This is a genomic window from Streptomyces sp. TLI_146, from assembly GCF_002846415.1.
Taxonomy (GTDB): Bacteria; Actinomycetota; Actinomycetes; order Streptomycetales; family Streptomycetaceae; genus Streptomyces.
The window spans coordinates 5,422,738-5,443,738 of sequence record NZ_PJMX01000001.1; the positions used below are offsets into that span (position 1 = coordinate 5,422,738).

19 protein-coding genes and 1 pseudogene are annotated in these 21,001 nt (G+C 71.9%); 8 read left to right on the forward strand and 12 right to left on the reverse strand.

The window, feature by feature from the left end; genetic code table 11:
• Both BX283_RS24395 and BX283_RS24400 read left to right on the forward strand, forming a co-directional pair.
• Entirely contained in the window at positions 1 to 1,245 is a 1,245-nt protein-coding gene (locus BX283_RS24395; RefSeq protein ID WP_373979285.1) for an RNA polymerase sigma factor, read from the forward strand.
• Between the two features lie 140 nt (positions 1,246 to 1,385).
• Complete coding sequence (locus BX283_RS24400) at positions 1,386 to 1,874, forward strand: VOC family protein (RefSeq protein WP_101389632.1); 489 nt, start codon at positions 1,386 to 1,388, stop codon at positions 1,872 to 1,874.
• Positions 1,875 to 1,879: 5 nt separating this feature from the next.
• On the opposite strand, the gene BX283_RS24405 is transcribed toward BX283_RS24400, so the two are convergent.
• On the reverse strand, positions 1,880 to 2,743 hold the full coding sequence (locus tag BX283_RS24405) for an NAD(P)-dependent oxidoreductase (RefSeq protein WP_101389633.1): 864 nt from the start codon (positions 2,741 to 2,743) through the stop codon (positions 1,880 to 1,882).
• Positions 2,744 to 2,910: 167 nt separating this feature from the next.
• Here BX283_RS24405 and BX283_RS24410 point away from each other — a divergent pair, with 167 nt between their 5' ends.
• Both BX283_RS24410 and BX283_RS24415 read left to right on the forward strand, forming a co-directional pair.
• Positions 2,911 to 3,537 (forward strand): hypothetical protein, encoded by a 627-nt coding sequence (locus tag BX283_RS24410; RefSeq protein ID WP_101389634.1) that lies wholly within the window; start codon positions 2,911 to 2,913, stop codon positions 3,535 to 3,537.
• Positions 3,538 to 3,583: 46 nt separating this feature from the next.
• Positions 3,584 to 3,949: a hypothetical protein gene (locus tag BX283_RS24415; RefSeq protein WP_101389635.1), complete on the forward strand. Its 366-nt coding sequence runs from the start codon at positions 3,584 to 3,586 to the stop codon at positions 3,947 to 3,949.
• Positions 3,950 to 4,222: 273 nt separating this feature from the next.
• Here the strand turns inward: BX283_RS24415 and BX283_RS40730 are convergent, their stop codons facing one another.
• From BX283_RS40730 to BX283_RS24435, 3 genes and pseudogenes are all read right to left on the reverse strand, one after another.
• Positions 4,223 to 4,888 carry a hypothetical protein gene (locus BX283_RS40730; protein WP_180356958.1) on the reverse strand — a complete coding sequence of 222 codons (666 nt, stop codon included), beginning with the start codon at positions 4,886 to 4,888 and terminating at the stop codon, positions 4,223 to 4,225.
• A 105-nt stretch (positions 4,889 to 4,993) separates the two neighbouring features.
• Positions 4,994 to 5,179, reverse strand: a complete 186-nt coding sequence (locus BX283_RS24430) for a hypothetical protein (RefSeq protein WP_373979286.1) — start codon at positions 5,177 to 5,179, stop codon at positions 4,994 to 4,996.
• Between the two features lie 137 nt (positions 5,180 to 5,316).
• Positions 5,317 to 6,518, reverse strand: a pseudogene (locus tag BX283_RS24435) (methyltransferase domain-containing protein).
• Positions 6,519 to 6,601: 83 nt separating this feature from the next.
• On the opposite strand from BX283_RS24435, the gene BX283_RS24440 reads away from it, so the two are divergent.
• Positions 6,602 to 7,540 carry a polysaccharide deacetylase family protein gene (locus BX283_RS24440; protein ID WP_101389637.1) on the forward strand — a complete coding sequence of 313 codons (939 nt, stop codon included), beginning with the start codon at positions 6,602 to 6,604 and terminating at the stop codon, positions 7,538 to 7,540.
• Between the two features lie 225 nt (positions 7,541 to 7,765).
• Here the strand turns inward: BX283_RS24440 and BX283_RS24445 are convergent, their stop codons facing one another.
• Positions 7,766 to 9,184 carry an FtsW/RodA/SpoVE family cell cycle protein gene (locus BX283_RS24445; protein WP_257583749.1) on the reverse strand — a complete coding sequence of 473 codons (1,419 nt, stop codon included), beginning with the start codon at positions 9,182 to 9,184 and terminating at the stop codon, positions 7,766 to 7,768.
• Positions 9,185 to 9,524: 340 nt separating this feature from the next.
• Between BX283_RS24445 and groES the strand changes: the two genes are divergently transcribed.
• Entirely contained in the window at positions 9,525 to 9,833 is a 309-nt protein-coding gene (groES, locus tag BX283_RS24450) for a co-chaperone GroES (RefSeq protein ID WP_101389639.1), read from the forward strand.
• Between the two features lie 114 nt (positions 9,834 to 9,947).
• A complete protein-coding gene (gene groL, locus BX283_RS24455; protein WP_101389640.1) occupies positions 9,948 to 11,576 on the forward strand; it encodes a chaperonin GroEL in 1,629 nt (542 codons plus the stop codon).
• Between the two features lie 107 nt (positions 11,577 to 11,683).
• On the opposite strand, the gene BX283_RS24460 is transcribed toward groL, so the two are convergent.
• From BX283_RS24460 to BX283_RS24485, 6 genes are all read right to left on the reverse strand, one after another.
• Positions 11,684 to 12,379, reverse strand: coding sequence for an ester cyclase (locus BX283_RS24460; RefSeq protein WP_101389641.1), 696 nt, complete (start codon positions 12,377 to 12,379; stop codon positions 11,684 to 11,686).
• A gap of 57 nt (positions 12,380 to 12,436) precedes the next feature.
• The gene (locus BX283_RS24465; RefSeq protein WP_101389642.1) at positions 12,437 to 13,465 is read right to left on the reverse strand and encodes a hydroxyacid dehydrogenase; all 1,029 of its coding nucleotides are present in this window, start codon (positions 13,463 to 13,465) and stop codon (positions 12,437 to 12,439) included.
• A gap of 62 nt (positions 13,466 to 13,527) precedes the next feature.
• Positions 13,528 to 14,505: a carbohydrate ABC transporter permease gene (locus BX283_RS24470; RefSeq protein WP_101389643.1), complete on the reverse strand. Its 978-nt coding sequence runs from the start codon at positions 14,503 to 14,505 to the stop codon at positions 13,528 to 13,530.
• Positions 14,502 to 15,410 (reverse strand): carbohydrate ABC transporter permease, encoded by a 909-nt coding sequence (locus BX283_RS24475; protein ID WP_101389644.1) that lies wholly within the window; start codon positions 15,408 to 15,410, stop codon positions 14,502 to 14,504. Before BX283_RS24475 ends, BX283_RS24470 begins: the two co-directional genes overlap by 4 nt.
• Before the next feature lie 2 nt (positions 15,411 to 15,412).
• Positions 15,413 to 16,747: an ABC transporter substrate-binding protein gene (locus tag BX283_RS24480; protein WP_101389645.1), complete on the reverse strand. Its 1,335-nt coding sequence runs from the start codon at positions 16,745 to 16,747 to the stop codon at positions 15,413 to 15,415.
• A gap of 128 nt (positions 16,748 to 16,875) precedes the next feature.
• Positions 16,876 to 18,027 (reverse strand): substrate-binding domain-containing protein, encoded by a 1,152-nt coding sequence (locus BX283_RS24485; RefSeq protein WP_101389646.1) that lies wholly within the window; start codon positions 18,025 to 18,027, stop codon positions 16,876 to 16,878.
• Between the two features lie 258 nt (positions 18,028 to 18,285).
• Between BX283_RS24485 and BX283_RS24490 the strand changes: the two genes are divergently transcribed.
• Positions 18,286 to 20,250 (forward strand): DUF2264 domain-containing protein, encoded by a 1,965-nt coding sequence (locus BX283_RS24490; RefSeq protein ID WP_101389647.1) that lies wholly within the window; start codon positions 18,286 to 18,288, stop codon positions 20,248 to 20,250.
• Here BX283_RS24490 and BX283_RS24495 read toward each other — a convergent pair.
• Positions 20,213 to 20,986, reverse strand: coding sequence for an SDR family oxidoreductase (locus BX283_RS24495; RefSeq protein WP_101389648.1), 774 nt, complete (start codon positions 20,984 to 20,986; stop codon positions 20,213 to 20,215). The two genes, BX283_RS24490 and BX283_RS24495, sit on opposite strands and share 38 nt — an antisense overlap.
• Between the last annotated feature and the right edge of the window lie 15 nt (positions 20,987 to 21,001).

A 21,001-nucleotide genomic window follows, 5' to 3' on the forward strand; every position in this document is an offset into this window, starting at 1 on the left:
GTGAGCACAGAAAAGGACGCGGTCGAGGCCGTCTTCCGGATCGAGGCCCCGCGCGTCATCGCGGCCGTCGCCCGGATCGTCAGGGATGTCGGCATCGCCGAGGAGCTGGCGCAGGACGCGCTGGTCGCCGCCCTGGAGCGGTGGCCGGAGACAGGGGTTCCGGACAACCCGGGCGCCTGGCTCACGGCCGCTGCCAGGCACCGGGCCGTCGACCTGGTGCGGCGCCGCGAGACGTACGCGCGCAAGCTCGCCGAGATCGGCCGCGACCTCGACGAGGCGGCGGTGGAACCGGAGTTCGCGGCCGCCGAGGACCCGGACGCGATCGACGACGACCTGCTGCGGCTGATCTTCACCGCCTGCCACCCGGTGCTCTCCACCGAGGCGCGCATCGCCCTGACGCTGCGGCTGCTCGGCGGGCTGACGACGGACGAGATCGCCCGCGCCTTCCTCGCCCAGGAGCCGACGGTCGCCCAGCGGATCTCCCGCGCCAAACGGTCGCTGGCCGGGGCGGGGGTGCCGTTCGAGGTGCCGTACGGCCCGGAGCGCGCGGCGCGGCTCGCGTCCGTCCTCGAGGTCATCTACCTCGTCTTCAACGAGGGGTACGCGGCGACGGCCGGTGACGACCTGGTGCGCCCGGCGCTGTGCGAGGACGCGCTGCGGCTCGCGCGGGTGCTGGCCGCTCTGATGCCCGAGGAGCCCGAGGTCCACGCGCTGGCCGCGCTCCTGGAGATCCAGGCGTCGCGCATCAGCGCGCGCACGGACGCGACCGGCGCCCCCGTACTGCTCGCCGACCAGAACCGCTCCCGCTGGAACCGGCTGCTGATCCGGCGCGGCTTCGCGGCGCTGACCCGCGCGGGCGAACTCGGCGGCGCCCCCGGCCCTTACGCGCTCCAGGCCGCCATCGCCGCCTGCCACGCGCGGGCCGCCTCGTACGAGGAGACCGACTGGGCGGCGATCGCCGCGCTCTACCGGCGGCTCGCGGCGATCGCGCCCTCCCCGGTGGTGGAGCTGAACCGGGCGGTCGCCGTGTCGATGGCCGAGGGCCCCGGGGCGGGCCTGGCGATCGTGGACGCCCTCGCCGCCGACCCGGCCCTGCGCGCCTACCACCTGCTGCCGAGCGTCCGGGGCGACCTGCTGGAGCGCCTCGGGCGTACGGAGGAGGCCCGCGCGGAGTTCAGCCGCGCGGCGGAGCTGACCCGCAACGAGCGCGAGCGGGAGCTGCTGCGGGCGCGCGCGGCGGGCTGAGGCGGGGCGGCGGCCCCGGCCCGGCGATGAGTTTCCCCGGCGGCCCCGGCCCGGCGATGAGTTTCCCCGGCGGCCCCGGTCTACCTTCCACACCCGCCGGCAGCCGCGCCGGCGGGCCGGTCGAGAGGGAGGCAGCACCCATGTCCGCTCAGAAGATCACGACGTTCCTGTGGTTCGAGGACAAGGCCGAGGAGGCCGCGCGTTTCTATGTCTCCGTCTTCGGCGGGGACTCGCGGATCGTGGAGACCACGCGGTACCCGGAGGCCGTCCCGCACCAGGGCGGCTCGGTCATGACGGTCGTCTTCGAGCTGGCCGGCCAGCAGTACACGGCACTCAACGGCGGCAAGCAGGACTGGTCCTTCAACGAGGCCATCTCGCTCTCCGTCGACTGCGGCTCCCAGGAGGAGGTCGACGACCTCTGGGCCAAGCTGACCGCCGACGGCGGCGAGCCGGGGCCGTGCGGCTGGCTGAAGGACAAGTACGGCCTGTCCTGGCAGATCGTGCCGAGCTATCTGAGCGAGCGGATGAGCTCGGACGACCGGGCGGCGGTGAACCGGATGGTGGACGCGATGATGAAGATGGGAAAGCTGGACGTGGCGGCGCTGAAGGCGGCGTACGAGGGGGAGTGACGGGCTCACGGCCGGTGCAGCAGCTCCACCACTCCGGCCAGGTCCTCCTCGCCGTGCCCGTCCGCGACGCGGCGGCGCATCAGGTCGAAGAGCGGGGCGAGCAGTTCGGTGCTCACGCCCTGGGCGCGGCCGAGGCCTTCGAGCGTGTCCTGGGCGGCGACCTGCATGGCGAGGTTGGAGCCGGTCGACGCGTACGAGCCCTTGACGGCCTGGGCCGCCATCTCGGGCAGGACGCCCGTCATGGCGTGCAGCCACGGGACGAGCAGCGCGGTCGTGAACTCCTCCACGTCCGCGCCCGCCGACCGCACCAGCGCCGCCGACTGGAGGAACCCGGCGAACATCCCGTACATGCCGGTCAGCAGCGCCAGGTCGTGCAGCGGGGCGCGGCCCGCGTCGTCGCCGAGGTAGACGGCGCGGCCGAAGACCTTCAGCACCTCGCGGTGCGCCTCGAAGGCGGGCGTGGAGCCGCTGTAGAGCACGAGGGCCTCGGGTCGGCCGATCATCGCCGGGACGGCCATGATGCCGCCGTCGAGGTAGTCGGCGCCCAACGACCGTACCTTGTCGGCCAGTTCGCGGGCCTCGTCGGGCGACCCGTTGGTGAGGTTGACGACGAGGCGCCCGGGCAGGTCGTCCCGGGCGGCGTCCACCAGGGCATGCACATCGGCGTATCCGAGGACGCAGAGGACCACCACGTCGGCGGCCCGGGCGGCCTCGGCGACGCTCCCGGCCCGCTGCGCCCCGCGTTCGACGAGCGGGTCGGCCTTGGCGGGGGTGCGGTTCCAGACGGTGGTGGGGTGCCCGGCGGCGAGGAGGGCGTCGGCGAGGGCGGTGCCCATGGCGCCCAGGCCGACGACGGAAACGGAACTCATGGAGGAGGTCTCCTTGGCGGGGGTTGGTGAGGCGGCGCGATCGCCGTGGGTTCCGAGTCTCATGCGCGGCACCTGGGGCGACAAGTACCGACTTTTAAGTGCGTACTTACCGAAAGGTGCGTACGGGGGCGGAGTCGAGGAGCCGGGCCGCCGGTAATCTCGTGCACATGTCACCCCGCACGCCCCTGCCGCCGCCCCCGCCCCCGGTCGGGCTCCGTGCCTGGCCCGACCGGAACGCCCTGCTCGTGGACCGTGCGGGCGTGCTGAGCGACCTGGTGGCACGGCAGTTGGGGCCGGGGCGGATCGCGGCGCACTGGGGCTGGGCGGTGCTGCTCGCCACGGGCTGGGCGTTCGTGGGGACGGCGGTGAGCGCGTTCACCGAGTCGCTGGACGTGCTGTCGATGCTGTTCGGTGTGATCTGCCTGGTGATCGGTCTGGGGGCGGTGGTGCCGACGGCGGTGGCGATGGTGGCGGGCCTGCGCAAGGACGCGAGGATCCGCCAACTGCTCGTCCAGTGGGCCGCGTTGGACCGCCACCCGGCGGACGCCGGGCTGCGGGCCCCCGGCCTGAGCCTGGCGTGGCTGCTGCCGGGCGGGCTGATGTGCGCGCTGGGCCTGTTCGTGTGCGTGACGGTCCCGGCGGCTGCGCGGCCGGGCCACGACACGTACGGCATGGTGGTCCTGACGATGGGCCTGGGCCTGGTGTGCTGGCTGACGGGCCTGATCGCCGTCACCAAGGCGCTCGCCCACCGCCGCTGGGCCCTACGACTCCTGCCGTCGGCGCACCTATCCTGAACGCACGTGCGTACGCCGCGCGGTCTCAGGGGGAAAGGCGACAAAAATGGAATGGTACTGGTGGGTCCTCATCGTCTTCTGGATGGGAGGCTTCGGCTGGGCGGCCGACACGGGCCGCACGGCCCTGCGCACCCGCCACGAGCGCAAGCTCGAACGCCTGGAGGCGGCCAAGCGCGAACGCCTCGCCCTTGAGGCGGCCAACCGCCCCCCGGAGCCGGTCTGCGGCTGCACCCACCACCTCGCCAAGCACGACAAGCAGGGCAAGTGCCATGAGCGGGTGGAGATCCCGGTCGCCTGGGACGAGTCCAAGCACCCGGTCCGCTACGAGTCGGGCCAGTGCAACTGCCAGCAGTACGTGGGGCCGCAGCCGCTGTCCCAGGTGTACGCCGAGGAGCTCACGGACCTGGCGTAGCCAGCAGGTCCGCGACCGCGCTCAGCCACGCTCCCGGGCCGTAGGGGGCCGGTGGGTCGACTTCCATGCCCAGGGCTGCCAGCGCCTCGGCGCGGGCGGTGTCGTCCCGGAGTCGGCGAGGCCCACATCGGGCACCGGGTAGAACCCGCCCAGGCGAAGGCGCAGTCGGCCCGGCGGGTTCTTGGCGTACTCGCGCAGCTGGGCCTCGGTGGTGGCCAGGGCCCAGGGGCGGGTGTGCCAGGTGTGGCGCAGGCATGTTGTTCTCCGTACGGCTCACGAGTGCTCCCGGCGCATGTGGTCGTCCACGGCTCCGAGCAGTTCGCGCAGGGCGTCCGGTGAGCTCCAGGGGATGGCGGGCAGCAGGTTCTCCCGCTGCGCCGCCGCGTCCGGGAAGAGGACGAGGGCGCGGTGGGCCTCGGCGACCCAGGGCGCCAGGGAATCGGAGCAGAAGGGGTGCTCCGCCGCGATGTACGCCCGCACCGCGTCCGCGACCGTGGCGGATTCCAGGTCGTCGGTCAGCTGCGCGGTGAATCTGGCGAGATGAGGGAACGCCAGACCGGCTTCCCACGAGTTCATGGGGAGTTCGCCGTACTCGGGCGGAAGGTCCCGGTCCAGAATGCGTACGATCCCGGCGAGCGTATGCAGGTATTCCGCCGGGTCGGTGCCTTCGGAGGCGGCCGAAAGCTTTTCCGTGAATTCCTGGGGGACGTCGCCCAGCGCCTTCCTCTCCAGGAGGTCCCCGAGGAAGTCGAGAAGGGCCGCCCCGGTTCGGACCGGGCAGTTCTGGTCCGCCGTCCGCGAGGCGGCGACCAGCCGGGCGTATCGTCGGATCTCGTCGTCCAGGGACAGCGCCCCCTGGGACGCCTGCACCCTGATGGCCAGGTCGAGGAGGTGCGCCACCGGGCCGCCGGTGAACAGGGCCGCCGTGTACGACTGCACGTGACTGCTGCCTTCGCTGCTAGGGGATCGGCATGGACTTCGAGGTCCTGCTCGCTGAAGCCGTCCCGGCTCAGCCGGACCGCCTCCTCGATGACCTGGATGACCTCACGTATCCGCACGGCGTCCTTGGCCGCCCCGGTGCAGATCCCGGTACGCCGAGCCGGCCGGGCCGCGCCGGCCCGCCTCGATCCGGTCGACGATCCCGTCCATGCGGCGGACCTGGCGGTCGAGATGGCGCAGCATCTCGTCCAGGTCGCCCGCCAGCTTCGTCAGCCCGTCGTCCTCGGGCACGCCGAGGTCGGGCCGCTGCCCCCTGGTCCCATGTCCACCACCCCCGTCTCCTTTCACCTTGACAACGACCTCTGACAGCTCCGCAGTTGCGAAGTGGAGGTGATGTGACGAGGGTTACGCCGATGGCGCTACGCAGGTCAGCCCTGCGGAACCGGCCTGCCGATCAGCATCGTCGGAGCCCCCGCCACCCGGGTCAGGAACACCGTCGCCGAGGCCCGGCCCTGGAGCTTCATCTTGCGGCGGAGTTCCTCCGGTTCGACCGCCGAGCCGCGCTTCTTGACGGTGAGGACGCCGACGCCGCGCTCCCGCAGCAGGGCCTTCAGCTTCTTCATGTTGAAGGGCAGTTCGTCGGTGATCTCGTACGCGGTGGTGAACGGGGAGGCGTACGGCTCGTCGCTCGTCACGTACGCGATGGTCTCGTCGACGAGGCGGCCGTCGCAGGCCGCGACGATCTCGGCGACCAGGTGGGCGCGGATGACCGCGCCGTCCGGCTCGTGGAGGTAGCGGCCGACCGGGCCCACCGGCGGTGCCGGCAGGGGTGCGGGGGTCCACAGGGTGGCCTCGGCGGGCAGGAGCGTGGCGCGGACCGAGCCGGGGGTGCGGGTGCCCGTGCCCCGAACCACAGCACCGCCTCCTTCACGTCGCCGCCGTCCGAGATCCACTCCGCCTCGGCCTCGGGCGGGACCGACTCGTGGGGGATGCCGGGGGCGATCTTCAGGGCCGCGAAGGGGGCCTTCAGGGCCGCGCCGACCGCCCAGGACAGGGGAGGCGAGTACGCCTCGGGGTCGAAGACGCGGCCTCGGCCACCCCGGCGCGCCGGGTCCACGAACACCGCGTCCCACCCCGACGTGTCCACGTCCGTCACGTCCGCGCACCGCACCTCGATCAGCTCCGCGAGGCCCAGCGCCGCCGCGTTGGCGCGGGCGACCTCGGCCGTCAGCTCGTCGCGGTCCACCGCGAGGACGGAGATGCCCGCCCGGGCCAGCGCCAGCGCGTCGCCGCCGATGCCGCAGCACAGGTCCGCCACACTCCGTACGCCCTCGGCGGCGAAGACCCTGGCGCGGTAGGCGGCCACCGAGGCGCGGGTGGACTGCTCGACGCCGTTGGGCGTGAAGAACATCCGGTACGCGTCGTCCGCGCCGAACTTCGCGACCGCGCGCTGGCGCAGCCGCGCCTGGGCCAGCGCGGCCGAGACCAGCTCGGGGGCGTGGGTGCGGCGCAGCCGGGTCGCCACCGCCAGCTCCTGGGCCGGGTCGTAGTCGCGGAGCGAGTCCAGCAGGCCCGTGCCCTCGGGGGTGAGCAGGGCGCGGAAGGTGTCGAGGTCGTTCACCCGCCCCATTGTGGGCCAGGCGGGGGACGGTACGCGCCCGGTGGCGGGTGTCGCCCCCGGTCTGCTGCGTCGCACTGACAGGATGCGGCGGCATGCAGCTTGTACGACAAAAGGAACATTTTCGGCGTGGTGGCAGGGCGAAAGCGCCGCTCGTTCTGGTGGCCGGGCTGGTCGTCGCCGCGCTCGCCTCCGGGTGCGCCGACGAGGAGGCCCCCGCCGCCCGGCACGGCGGCAAGGCGGCCGCCGGACCGCAGGCCTACGGCAACCACGCCGCCCGCGCCCTCGCCGGCTACTCCGCCCAGCTCAAAGAGGCGCAGGCCGCGCGGGTCGCCGCCGCGAAGAAGTGGAAGCTGGCCAAGGTGCCGCTGGCCGCGCCCGCGCCGCCCGCCGTCAAACCGAAGATCACCAACCGGCCCGGGTTCGAGACGGACGGGGGCGACGCGCTGCCGCCCGTCTTCACGACCGTGCCGACCAAGGACCGGATCGTCTTCCTCACCATCGACGACGGGGCCGAGAAGGATCCCGCGCTGCTGAAGATGATGCGGGAACTGCGCATCCCGTACAGCGCATTCCTCAGCGACTACCTCGTCCGCACGGACTACCCGTACTTCAAGCGGATGCAGGGTCTTGGCGTCACGCTCAACAACCACACGCTGAACCACCGCTATATGCCCGGGCTCTCCTACGAGGAGCAGCGGCACGAGATCTGCGACCAGCAGGACAAGATCGAGAAGTGGGCGGGGAAGCGGCCCCGGCTGTTCCGGCCGCCGTACGGCAACTACAACGAGGACACCCTGCGCGCGGCCCAGTCGTGCGGGGTCAAGGCGGTGCCGCTGTGGGCGGCGGAGGCGTTCCCCGACCACATGGAGTGGCGCGAGTGGGACCGGGATCTGCACCCCGGGGACATCGTGCTCACGCACTTCCGGGGGCCGGGGGACTGGAAGGGGACGATGCCGGACATGATCCGGCAGGTGATGAAGGTGATCACGGACAAGGGGTATGCGGTGGCTCGGCTGGAGGACTACGTCTGAGGCGGTGGCCGGGCGGGGTGGGGGCGAGGGTGGGTTTCCCGGGGGTTGCGGCCCCGGCCCCCGGACGTCGTTCGTCTGCGGACCGTAGATGGCTGGTCGCGCAGTTCCCCGCGCCCCTGAAAATGCCGCTGCGCGGCAATCCCCCGGGCGCCCCGAAGAGGCGCATCCAGGGGCGCGGGGAACTGCGCGACCGGTTGGGGACGGCCCGCAGACAAAGACCGGGCATCACCACCCCGCCCGCCGCCCCGCCGCGTCGCTCACCCGGATCAGCAACGCCACCATCACCCAGTTCGCCACCAGCGACGAACCCCCCTTCGCCAGGAACGGGAGGGCCTTGCCCGTGAGGGGGATCAGGCCCGTCACGCCGCCGACCACCACGAACACCTGGAGGGCCAGCGCCGCCGCCAGCCCCGTGGCCAGGAGTTTGCCGAACGCGTCGTGGGCCGCCAGGGCCGTCCGCAGGCCCCGCTGGGCCAGCAGGCCGTACAGCAGGAGCACCGCCATCACCCCGGCCATGCCCAGCTCCTCCCCGACCGTCGTCAGGATGAAGTCGCTGCGGCCCGCGAAGCCGACCAGCTCGGGGTGGCCCTCGCCCAGGCCAGTCCCGGTCATCCCGCCGCTGCCGAAGCTGAAGAGGCCCTGCGCCAGCTGGTCGGAGACCAGGCCAGGCGGGCGCCTGTCCGGTGGCAGGAAGACGTCGAAGGGGTGCAGCCAGGCCACGATCCGGCCCTTGACGTGCGGCTCGGTCGAGCCGACCACGTACGCCCCGACCGCCGCCATCAGCACCCCGCACACGATCCAGCTGGTGCGCTCGGTCGCCACGTACAGCATGACCACGAAGAGGCCGAAGAAGATCAGCGACGTACCCAGGTCGCGTTCGAAGACCAGCACCAGCAGGCTCAGCACCCAGATCGCCACCAGCGGCGCCATCTGGCGGCCCGGCGGCAGCCGGACGCCCAGGACCTTGCGGCCGGTGAGCGCCAGCGAGTCGCGGTGGACCACCAGATAGCCCGCGAAGAACACCGTGATCATGATCTTCACGAACTCGCCGGGCTGGAGCGAGAACGGGCCCAGATAGACCCAGCGCTTGGCGCCGTACGTGTCCGCCCCGAAGAACGACGGGGCCATCAGCAGCACGAGCGCCACCGCCATCGAGACGTAGATGTAGCGCTGGAGGCGGCGGTGGTCGCGCAGCAGCGCCACCGTCAGCAGACAGCCCGTCAGCCCGATCACCGTCCACACCAGCTGTCCCGACGCGGTGGGCGCCGACTTGAACGCCTTCGCGTACGCCGGGTCGAGCCTGTACAGCAGCACCAGGCCGAGCCCGGACAGGAGCACCGCCAGCGGCAGGATCAGCGGGTCCGCGTACGCCGCGAACCTGCGTACGGTCAGATGCCCGGCCAGCGCGATCAGCGTCATGCTCACCGCGAACTCGGCGGTGGCGCGCGGGATCGTGCCGGTCAGCGCCGCCGAGACACAGGCGTGGCCGCCGACCGTGACGACCACGACCAGCGCGAGCAGCAGCGCCTCGGTGCGGCGGCGCGCGGACGCGAGCGCCCGCCCCGGCTCCGCCTCGGCGTCCGGGCCCCCGCTGTCGCCGTCCGTACGGGAGCCCGCTCCCGTATCCGTACGCATCGTCCTCATCGGCCCGACATTAGGGAGCCTTTCGCCCGGATGGCGAGGGTTCTCCCGAAGAAGCCGTGTCGTGAAGTCCACAGGTGTGCGGACGAACCGGGCAGGTGGATTCTTCGTCGGCGGGGGGCCCGCGGGGCCGCTCACCACCGTCGGAATTCGGCCGCCACGGCCTGCAGCTTGGCACTCCGCTTGACCGAGTGCTAATCGCCGCCCTAGTCTCGGCTCTGGCACTCCCCACCGGAGAGTGCCAACACAGCGACGGGCAGGTCCGGCACCCGCGACGACGGATCCACCTGGTCGCCACCCAAACAGTTAACCCCGTGAGATCTCCGAAGGGGGAGACCGGACCGTGACGACCGCCAGCTCCAAGGTTGCCATCAAGCCGCTCGAGGACCGCATTGTGGTCCAGCCGCTCGACGCCGAGCAGACCACGGCCTCCGGCCTGGTCATTCCGGACACCGCCAAGGAGAAGCCCCAGGAGGGCGTCGTCCTGGCCGTGGGCCCGGGCCGGGTCGAGGACGGCAAGCGCGTCGAGCTCGACGTCGCCGTCGGTGACGTCGTGCTCTACAGCAAGTACGGCGGCACCGAGGTGAAGTACAACGGCGAGGAGTACCTCGTCCTCTCGGCTCGCGACGTGCTCGCGATCATCGAGAAGTAATTCATCTCGAAGCGAATGCTTCTGAGCTGCGCCCCTGGCCACCCCGCTGACAGCCGGGCGGCGAGGGGCGCAGTTTTCGTAACCCCGAGTTTCCGAGAGGGCTGAACCGCTCCCATGGCGAAGATCCTGAAGTTCGACGAGGACGCCCGTCGCGCCCTTGAGCGCGGCGTCAACAAGCTTGCCGACACGGTGAAGGTGACGATCGGCCCCAAGGGCCGCAACGTCGTCATCGACAAGAAGTTCGGCGCCCCCACCATCACCAACGACGGTGTCACGATCGCCCGCGAGGTCGAGCTCGACGACCCGTACGAGAACCTGGGCGCCCAGCTCGTGAAGGAGGTGGCGACCAAGACCAACGACATCGCGGGTGACGGCACCACCACCGCCACCGTGCTGGCCCAGGCGCTGGTCCGCGAGGGCCTGCGCAACGTCGCCGCGGGTGCCTCCCCGGCCGCCCTGAAGAAGGGTATCGACGCCGCGGTCAAGGCCGTGTCCGCCGAGCTCCTCGAGACCGCCCGTCCGATCGACGACAAGTCCGACATCGCCGCCGTGGCCGCGCTCTCCGCGCAGGACACCCAGGTCGGCGAGCTCATCGCCGAGGCGATGGACAAGGTCGGCAAGGACGGTGTCATCACCGTCGAGGAGTCCAACACCTTCGGCCTGGAGCTGGAGTTCACCGAGGGCATGGCCTTCGACAAGGGCTACCTCTCGCCGTACATGGTCTCCGACCAGGAGCGTATGGAGGCCGTCCTCGACGACCCGTACATCCTGATCAACCAGGGCAAGATCTCATCGATCCAGGACCTGCTGCCGCTCCTTGAGAAGGTCATCCAGGCCGGCGCCTCCAAGCCGCTCCTGATCATCGCCGAGGACGTCGAGGGCGAGGCCCTGTCGACCCTGGTCGTCAACAAGATCCGCGGCACGTTCAACGCCGTGGCCGTCAAGGCCCCGGGCTTCGGCGACCGCCGCAAGGCGATGCTCCAGGACATGGCCACCCTCACCGGTGCCACCGTCATCGCCGAGGAGGTCGGCCTCAAGCTCGACCAGGCCGGTCTGGACGTGCTGGGCTCGGCCCGCCGCGTCACGATCACCAAGGACGACACGACCATCGTCGACGGTGGCGGCAACCACGAGGACGTCGTCGGCCGCGTCGCGCAGATCAAGGCCGAGATCGAGTCCACGGACTCCGACTGGGACCGCGAGAAGCTCCAGGAGCGCCTCGCGAAGCTGGCCGGCGGCGTGTGCGTGATCAAGGTCGGCGCCGCCACCGAGGTGGAGCTGAAGGAGAAGAAGCACCGTCTGGAGGACGCCATCTCCGCGACCCGCGCCGCGGTCGAGGAGGGCATCGTCTCCGGTGGTGGCTCCGCGCTCGTCCACGCCGTCAAGGTCCTGGAGGGCAACCTCGGCCTGGCCGGCGACGAGGCCACGGGTGTCGCGGTCGTCCGCCGCGCCGCCGTCGAGCCGCTGCGCTGGATCGCCGAGAACGCCGGTCTCGAGGGCTACGTCATCACCTCGAAGGTGGCGGAGCTGGAGAAGGGCAACGGCTTCAACGCCGCCACCGGTGAGTACGGCGACCTGGTCAAGGCCGGCGTCATCGACCCGGTCAAGGTGACGCGCTCCGCCCTGGAGAACGCCGCCTCCATCGCCTCCCTGCTGCTCACGACCGAGACCCTGGTCGTCGAGAAGCCGGCCGAGGAAGAGGGCGACGCCGGTCACGGCCACGGTCACGGCCACAGCCACTGACCTGGTGTGATGCGCTGACGCCCCGCGTCGGCTGATGTCGTACGACGTGTGAGGGCCCCTGTCCGCCGCTATCGGCGGACAGGGGCCTTCGCCGTGCCCGCCCGGGGTCAGCCGAGCGCGCCGAGCTGCTTCATCAGGCCCAGCGCGTCCTCGTGCCACCAGCCCTCCTGGATCCTGCCGTCCTTGCAGCGGAAGACCGTGGTGCCGGTCATGGTGCACACCTTGCCGGTGGGGGCGATGCCCATGAAGTCGCCCTTGTGGGTGCCCGTCCAGGTCCACAGGGTGACCACGTCGTCGCCCTCGCAGATCTGCCGGTCGAGCGAGAAGGTGAACTCGAACGCGTTCCGCCACGAGCTCACGTCCTGGCGGATGACGTCGGCCCCGACGACGGTCTCCTCGTCCTTGATGATGTCGTGGTCGGCGTAGTCGGCCGCGAACACCTCGTCGATGGCGTTGAGGTTGCCCCCGACGGCGATCTCGTGGAAGAACCGGCGGACAGTTGCGGCGTTCAACTGCTCGTCGCGGACCACATCGAGGTCGGTGAAGGTGGGCATGCCGTCGCAGAGAGCCACCATCTCCTCGAAGATACGGTTCGTCTCCGGGAGCTTGGAGTTCGCCATGGCCTCGTCGTACGAGGGGAATTCGACGACCTCGACGAAGTGCGACCCGTCGGAGCGGTCCTTGCCGATGAGGCCGCGGGTGGCCGTCCGCTTGCCCTTGGTCTGCTCGACCCACTGGTCCATGAGCCGGTCCAGGTCGTCGTACCGGTCGGTCTTGAAGTCGATTATCTGTGCGAATTTCATGGCGTCTCCCTGGGCTGCGGTCCGCATGGGAATACGTCCAGTTTAGGTGGTTTTATCTCATGCCGAGTGGCCCAGGGCCGCCGCGTGGACCGGGTCCGCGAAGGGTTCACCGGCCGCGAACCGCTCCACCTCGTCCAGTGCCAGGTCCGCCATCCGGTGCAGCTCGTTGCCGAGCGAGCCGGCGATGTGCGGGGTGAGGAGGACGTTGGGTAGGTCGTACAACGGGCTCTCGCGGGGCGGGAGTTCGGGCTCGGTGACGTCCAGTACGGCGTGGAGGCGGCCGGAGAGGAGCTCGCCGAGCAGGTCGGGCCCGTCCACCAGGGAGCCGCGCGCGGTGTTGATCAGGGTCGCCCCGTCGGGCATCGCGGCGAGCTGACGGGCGCCGATCATGCGCTCGGTGGCCGGGAGCTGCGGCGCGTGGACGGAGACGACGCCGCTGCGGGCGCACAGCTCGTCCAGGCCGACGAGCTCGACGCCCAGCCGGGCCGCCTCGGCCCCGTCGACGTACGGGTCGTGCAGCAGCACCCGGAAGTCGAACGGGCGCAGCAGCTCGATCACCCGGCGGCCGATCCGGGAGGCGCCGACCAGACCGACCGTGCGCCGGTAGTTGCCGGTGCCGTCGCTCTCGCGCAGCCAGTCGTGCGGGGCGCGCAGCTCCGCGTACCGCCGGGCCGAGGCCAGCACGCGCTTGCCCGCGAAGAGGATCGCGGCCAGCGTGTACTCGGCGACCGGCAGCGCGTTGGCCGCCGCCGCCGAGGTCACCGTGATGCCCCGGTCCCAGCACGCCTCGGTGATGTGGTGCTTCACCGACCCGGCGGCGTGCACGACGGCCCGCAGCCGGGGCGCCGAGGCCAGCACCTCGGCGGTCAGCGGCGGCGCGCCCCAGCAGGTCAGCAGCACATCGGCCTCGGCGAGCGCCGCCGCCACGGCCGGTGCGGGCGCGACGAGCTCGTGGGCGACGAGGTACGGGTCGGTACGGGCGAGCGCGGCGAGGCGGGTGCGGTGCCGCTCGGCGAGCAGGCGCTCGGCGATCCCGGGGCCCATGGCGAGGAGGACGGCGGGGCGGTTGTCAGTGGTGTGGTGCATGGTGGAACTCGGGCTCCTCACGGGGGCGTTGTCCATGGGTAACCGGCTGTGCGTCCGTCCGGTCACTTGACGCCGCCCGCCGTGAGACCCGCCTTCCAGTGCCGCTGGAGGGCGACGAAGGCGACGACGAGGGGGAGGACGGCGAGGAGGGAGCCGGTGACGACGAGGGGGTAGAAGGAGGGCTCGGCGTGGGTGTTGGAGTTCCACGCGTACAGACCGAGGCTCAGCGGGAAGAGCTTCTGGTCCGAGAGCATCACCAGGGGGAGGAAGAAGTTGTTCCAGATCGCGGTGAACTGGAAGAGGAACACGGTGACGAACCCGGGCATGACCATCCGCAGCCCGATCGACCAGAAGGCGCGCAGCTCGCCCGCCCCGTCGATCCGCGCCGCCTCCAGCGCCTCGTCTGGGATATGGCTCGCGCTGAACACCCGGGAGAGGTAGACCCCGAAGGGGTTCACCAGGACCGGGACGAGCACCGACCAGTAGGTGTTGACGAGCCCCGTCTCGCTGGCGAGCAGATACATCGGCAGCGCGAGCGCGGTGGACGGCACGAGCACGCCGAGCAGGACCACCCCGAACAGCTTCTCCTTGCCCCGGAAGCGGTACTTGTCGAAGGCGTACCCGGCGGCGGTGCTGATCAGCGCGCAGACGAGCGCGCCCCCGCCCGCGTACAGCAGGGAGTTGAGGTACCAGCGCAGATAGACGCCGTCGTGGTAGGACACCAGCTCGGAGAGGTTGTGGCCGAGGTCGAAGCCCTCGAAGGAGAAGGCGTCGCCGGAGAGCAGTCCGCCGGTGTCCTTGGTGGCGGCGGTGACCAGCCAGACGAGGGGGAAGAGCGTGTAGGCGGCGGAGAGCAGCAGTACGCCGTTGACCGCCGTCTTGGAGAGCCAGCGTCCGGGCGCGGGCGCCGCTTTCGTACGGACGGTCGCGGCGGTACGGGGAGCGGGCCCGGCGGGTGCGGGTGCGGGTGCGGGTGCGGGTTCGGGTTTCGCGGTGGGGCCGGTGGGGCCGGTGGAGCCGGTGGTGGCCGGGGAGGTCATGTCCGCGCCCCCTTCCGGGTGGTGAGGCGGGTGACGACGAAGGAGAGCAGCGCAGCGGTGAGGGCGAGCAGGACGGCCGCGGCGGCGGCGAGGCCGTAGTCGTTGCGGGCGAAGGCCGCGGTGTAGGCGTACATGGTGGGCGTCCAGGTGGAGGTGACCGCCGAGCCGGAGCCCTGGTTGAGGATCAGCGGCTCGGTGAACAGCTGGAGCGAGCCGATGACGGTGAACAGCGCGACCATCCCCAACGAGGCCCTCACCAGCGGGATCTTGATGCTGAACGCGGTGCGCCAGGCGCCCGCGCCGTCCACCGTGGCCGCCTCCAGGACGGACCGGTCGATGGCCTGGAGGGCCGCGTAGAAGATCACCATGTTGTAGCCGAGCCACTCCCACAGCGCGATGTTGACCACGGAGGGGAGGGCGCCGCCGGGGGAGAAGAAGCTGAAGCCGAGGCCGCCGGAGTCCATGGCCCGCACGACCGGGCTGAGGCCGGGGGTGTAGAGGTACACCCAGATCAGCGCGGCGATGATGCCCGGCACGGCGTGCGGCAGGAAGAGCGCCAGCTGGAAAAAGCGGCGGGCCCGGGCCAGCCCCGAGTCGAGCAGCAGGGCGAGGGCGAGCGCCCCGCCGACCATCAGGGGGATGTAGACGGCGCAGTAGCCGAGCAGGATCCAGAAGCCGTCGCGGAAGGCCCGGTCGCCCAGGGCGGCGGTGTAGTTGTCGAGCCCGCTGAAGACGGACTCGGCGCCGCCGAACCCCAGCCCCGACTGCTTCTCGGTGAACAGGCTCAGCCAGAGGGCGTATCCGACCGGCACCACCGTCACCGCGGTGAACAGGACGAAGAAGGGGGCGAGCAGGACGCCCGCGGCGGCGCCCGTGCGGCGACTGGTCCGGGGCTTGGCGGCCACGGTCAGCCCTCGACCTTCAGCCCGCGCTTCTTCAGCTCGGCCACCGTCGCGTCATGGGCCGCCTTCACCGCGCCCCTGACGGTGACCGAACCGCCGGGGACCTTGCCGAACTGGTCCTTGAGCGTGGTGTTGGTGGTGCCGGTGGTTGGGCCCCAGCTCCAGCGGGGGTTGATCGAGGCACCCGCCGCGTCGAACAGGCCGTAGATGTCCTGGCCGCCGTAGAACCCGGCGTCGAAGGCCTTCTTGGCGGCCGGGCGCAGCGAGACGTCGGCGGGGAAGGCGCTGGACGTGCCCGGGGCGATCCGCGCCCTGACACCGTCCTCGCTGGTCGACATCCAGGTGGCGAACTCGACGGCCGCCGCGGCCTTCCTGCTGCCCTTGGTCACCGCCCAGGTGGAGCCGCCGAGCATCCCGCTGGCGGGCTTGCCGTCCCAGCTGGGGACCGGTGCGATGCCCCACTTGCCGCTCTGGTCGGGCAGGGTCGACTTGAGGACGCCCGCGCCCCAGGAGGCGCCGAGGTAGCCGACGGTCGAGCCGTCCTTGAGCGCGGCCGTCCACTCGGGACTGAAGGAGACGGCCGTCTGCACGAGCTTGTCGTCGATCAGCCCCTGCCAGTAGTCGGCGACCTTGCCGGTGGCGGCGTCCGAGGTGTCGATCTTCCAGGTGTCGCCCTCGGCCTTGAACCACTGGGCGCCGGCCTGCCAGGCCATCGCCTCGAAGGTGGTGGGGTCGTCCGGCATGAAGGTCGCGATCCGCGCCTTCGGGTCGGCCTCCTTCGCCTTCTCGGCAGCGGTACGGAACTCCGCCCAGGTCTTCGGCACCTCGATCTTGTACTTCTCGAAGAAGTCCTTGCGGTAGAAGTACGTCTGGGGCGTGGCGTCGAACGGTACGGCCCAGCTCTTGCCGCCCAGCGTGGTGAGGTCGACCGCCTGCGGCAGGAACTTCTTCCTCAGGTCGTCCGGCAGGTACGGGCCGATTTCCTGGAGCGCACCCTGGCTGACGAACTCGGGGAGCATCGGGTACTCGACGGCGACCAGGTCCGGGGCGTTGCCCGCCTTCACGGCGTTGGAGATCTTGGCGTAGCCGCCGGCGTTGCCGGACGGTATCTCCTCGAACGTGACCCGGATGTTCCTGTGCGAGGCGTTGAAGGCGTCCACGACGTCCTTCGACCCCTTCTGCCACGCCCAGAAGGTCAGGCTGACGGGCTTGTCGGCGGTGCCCCTGCCCGCGTCGGAGGAGTCGCCGTCTCCGCCCCCGCATGCCGTGAGCAGGGCGAGGGCGGTGACGGCGGAGAGCGCGGAGGCGGCGGCGTTCGATCTGGTCCAACTGCGGCTCACGGGACGGCTCCTGAACGTGAGGGGACGAGGCGATGGCCGCGATCCTTGAGCCGGTCCTGACCGAAGTCAAGAGCGAAAGTTCGATTGATCGAAAAATGATCGAACCGGGAGTTGGAGAGGGTAGAGGTCTAGACCACTTGCCGCACGGGGCTCGCCGAGCCGCCGGTCGCGCCTGCCCCCTGCCCCCCGCACGAGGACCGCACCCGCAGCCGGGGCAGCAGGTCCACATGGCGGCTCGGCTGCCCGTCCGGCCCCGCCGGGGTCCCGCGCAGCCGCTCGATCAGCAGCTGCGCCGCATACCGCCCCACCTCGTGCTTGGGCGGCGCCACCGCCGTCAGCGGGATGTCCGCGAGCGCCGCCACCTCGTCGTCGTACGCCACGAGCGCCAGGTCCTGCGGCACCCGCACGCCCAGCTCGCCCAGCCGCTGGGCGATCCGGATCGCGTCCACGTCGTTGTGGACCAGGGCCGCCGTCGCCTCCCCGGCGCGGACGGCCGCGAGCAGCGCCCGTACAGCCGCCTCGAACCCCGCCGGATCCGCCTCTGCCGGGACCGAGTCGATCACCGGGCACGGCGCCGCGAGCCCCAGCGCGTCCAGCGCCTGCCGGTACCCGGCGCGCACCGCCAGCGCCGTCGGGCTGTCGGCCCGCGCCACCAGCAGCGGCGCCCGGTGCCCGAGCCCGGTCAGGTGCCGTACGGCGAGGAGCACCCCGTGCCCGTGGTCCGAGCAGACCCGGTCCAGGTCGTCCAGGGCCCCGCCGGGCACCCCGCGCCGCTCCAGGAGCACGGTGGGGACGGGCAGTTCGGTGATCCACCGCCCGTGCTCGGCCGGGTCGTGCGGCTCCTTCCAGCCCGGCGCGACCAGCAGCCCCTCCGCCCCGGCGGCCAGCAGCCCGGCGGCCCGGGCCGCGTCCTCCTGCGGCCGGTAGTCCGAGATCCGCAGGATCAGCCGCGCCCCCGCGGCGGCCGCCGCCTCGTGCGCACCCCGGATGACCTCGGCGAAGTAGTACGTGGCGGTGGGCGCGATCATGCCGAGCACCACCTCGCGGCCGCCGCCGGGGCCGCCCGGCGCGGGTGCCCCGGGCGTGCCCTCCTGGTGCGGCCAGGAGACCTTGCCGTGCACCCGGTCGAGCAGGCCCCGTACGGCCAACGCCTCCACGTCCCGCCGCACGGTCACGGGGGAGACGCCCAACTGGCCCGCCAGGTCGGAGACCCGGGCCGAGCCGCGCCGGCGCACCAGCTCCAGCAGTCGGTCGTGACGTTCAGCAGCACTCTCTCGCACGGCGGCAGTCCCCCTCGCAGTGTGGCTCGCAGTGTGGCGACCGGTCTCCCGGGGCCACGACCCTAATGCACCGTGATCGAACGCCGAGAGTTTCGATCAATCGGTCCGACTCCATTGACGTTCGATCAGCCAGAGCCCTACATTCCGGACTCCGGAACCGCCCGACGACGCCGGCTGACACACGCCGACCGACCGGCACCGCAGGCCGGTGCGCCCGGCGTCCAGGCGACCGGTGGCGACGCGATGGGGGGAGCCACCATGCCGACACCGCCGGTGAACCGTGAGCTCGGCAACCATGAACCCGGCGACCACGAGTTCGGCAACCAGCAGCCCAGCAACCACGAGCTCAGCCCCTGCACCGGCTGGACCCGTGCCCACTGGGAGCGCACGGCCGACCAACTCCTGCTCGCCGTACGCCCGTACGCCTCACCGCGCCACGGCCTGATCAACCTGCCCGGCGCGCGCCCGAGCCGGTCCGGTCCCCGCTCCGACGGCCTCGAAGGGTACGCCCGCACCTGGCTGCTCGCCGCGCTGCGGATCGCGGGCGCGCACGGCGACGACCCGCACGGCCACCTCGACCGCTACGCCGAAGGCCTGGCATCCGGCACCGAACACCCGCTGCCCACGGGGGAGTTGGGCAGCGGAGCACTCGACGCGTGGCCCCGGATGGCCGAGGTGCGCCAGGCCGTCGTCGAGTCCGCCTCCGTCGCCCTCGGGCTGCGCCTCACCCGCCCCTGGCTCTGGGACGGGCTCGACGACCGCGTGCGCGAGCGCGTCGTCGACTGGCTGCTGCCCGCCCTCGGCCCCTCGCCCGTCGACAACAACTGGTGGTTCTTCGGCCTCACCGTCGCCGGATTCCTCCAGGACGCCGGGATCGAGACCGACCGCGCCGCGGCTACCGTCGAACGCGCGCTGGAACACGTCGATCAGTGGTACCTCGGCGACGGCTGGTACAGCGACGGCCCCAACCGCTCCTTCGACCACTACAACGGCTGGGCGCTCCACTTCTATCCCGTCCTGCACGCTCATTTGGGTGACAACCGGGAACTCCTCGACCGCTACGGCCCCCGGCTGCACGCCCATCTCGACGCGTACACCCGGATGTTCGGAGCCGACGGCGCCCCGATGCCGTACGGGCGCTCCCTCACCTACCGTTTCGCCGCCGCCGCGGCCCCCTGGCTCGGCGCGCTCACCGGCCACACCCCGCTCACCCCGGGCGCCACCCGCCGCCTGGCCTCCGGCGCGTTGCGGTACTTCACGGGCCGCGAGCCCGGCCGGGGCGCGGTCGGCGGGCGGGGCGCGGTCGACGGGCGGGGGCTGCTCACCCTGGGCTGGCACGGCCCGTACCCGCCGATCGTGCAGAGCTATTCGGGCCCGGCCTCCCCGTACTGGGCGGCGAAAGGATTCCTCGGTCTCCTCATGCCGCCGGAGCACCCGGTGTGGACGGCGGTGGAGGAGCCGCTGCCGGTGGAGAAGGGGGACGCGGCGGTGGTCCTGCGCGCGCCCAACACCCTGATCCAGTCCACCGCTTCGGACGGCCTCGTACGCCTCCACAACCACGGCACCAACAGCCACGTCGGCACCGAGGAGGACCCCTGCTACGCCCGGTTCGCGTACTCGACGCGCACCGGCCCGGCCTCGGCCGGTGTGCGCGACAACCACTTCGGGCTCGTCCTGGACGACGGCACCGTCACGGCCCGGGGGCCCGCCGAGCCCGTCGGCCACGGTCCCGGCTGGGCCGCCTCCGCCACGCGGCCGCTGCCCGGCGTACGGATCGTCTCGGCCACCCTCGTCCACGGCCGCGCCGAGGTCCGCGCCCACCTCGTCGACGGGGTCCCGCCCGGCACCCGGGTGCGCCAGACGGGGTGGGCCGTCACTCACTCGGACGAGACCGGCCAACTCCACGCCGTCGAGGGGTACGGGCCCCACGCGCGCGTAGTGGAAGCCGGATCCACCCTGTTCGGCCCGCGCGCACGCGTGGCCGTCCTCGACGGGGCCACCGGGGACGGCCCGTCCGTCTTCGTCGCGCTCGCCTCGCTCACGGGAGAGGAGCGCCCGGCCCCGGTGTCCGACCTGGTCACGGCCGTCCGGGTCGAGGGGCACACGGTCCGGGTGACCTGGAGCGACGGCACGGCGTCCGAGCTCACGCTCGGCGTGGACGGCCTGCCCGAAGGGACCGATCGCCTTACTGAGGGCCGTACTTGCGGCCCGTCCGGGACGTGACGCCGCCCAGGAGGCCGCGCGGGGCCAGCTTCACCACGCCCATCAGCGCCTTGTAGCGCGGGTCCGGGATCGACAGCGTCTTCCCGCGCGCGAGGTCCGAGAGCGCCGCCGTCACCAGCTTGTCGGCGTCCAGCCACAGCCAGCCGGGGATGTTGTCGGTGCCCATCCCGGCCCGCTGGTGGAACTCCGTCCGTACGAAGCCCGGGCACAGCGCCATCAGCCGCACCCCGGACCCCGCCAGGTCGCGCGCCGCGCCCTGGGTGAACTGCACGACCCACGCCTTGGAGGCGCCGTAGGTCCCGCGCGGTACGAACGCGGCGACCGAGGCGACGTTGACGACCCCGCCGCGCCCGCGCTCGCGCATCCCCTCGGTCGCGGCCGACGTCAGCCGCAGCACCGCCTCGATGTGCACCTTCAGCATCTTGAGCTCGTCGGCCATGGACACGTCCAGATAGCGGCCCTTGTTGCCGAACCCCGCGTTGTTGACCAGCAGGTCGACCGGCTTGCGGGGCTCCGCGAGCCTGCTCTCGACCGCCGTGATGCCGTCCTCCGTGGACAGGTCGGCGACCAGCACGTCGACCTCCACGCCGTGCCGGTCGTGCAACTCGGTGGCCTGCTCCCGCAGCCGCTTGCCGTCACGGGCCACCAGCACCAGGTCGTGCCCGTCCCTGGCCAGCCGCCGCGCGAACGCGGCCCCGATTCCCGCCGTAGCTCCCGTAATCAGTGCAGTCGTCATACGCGCACGTTAATG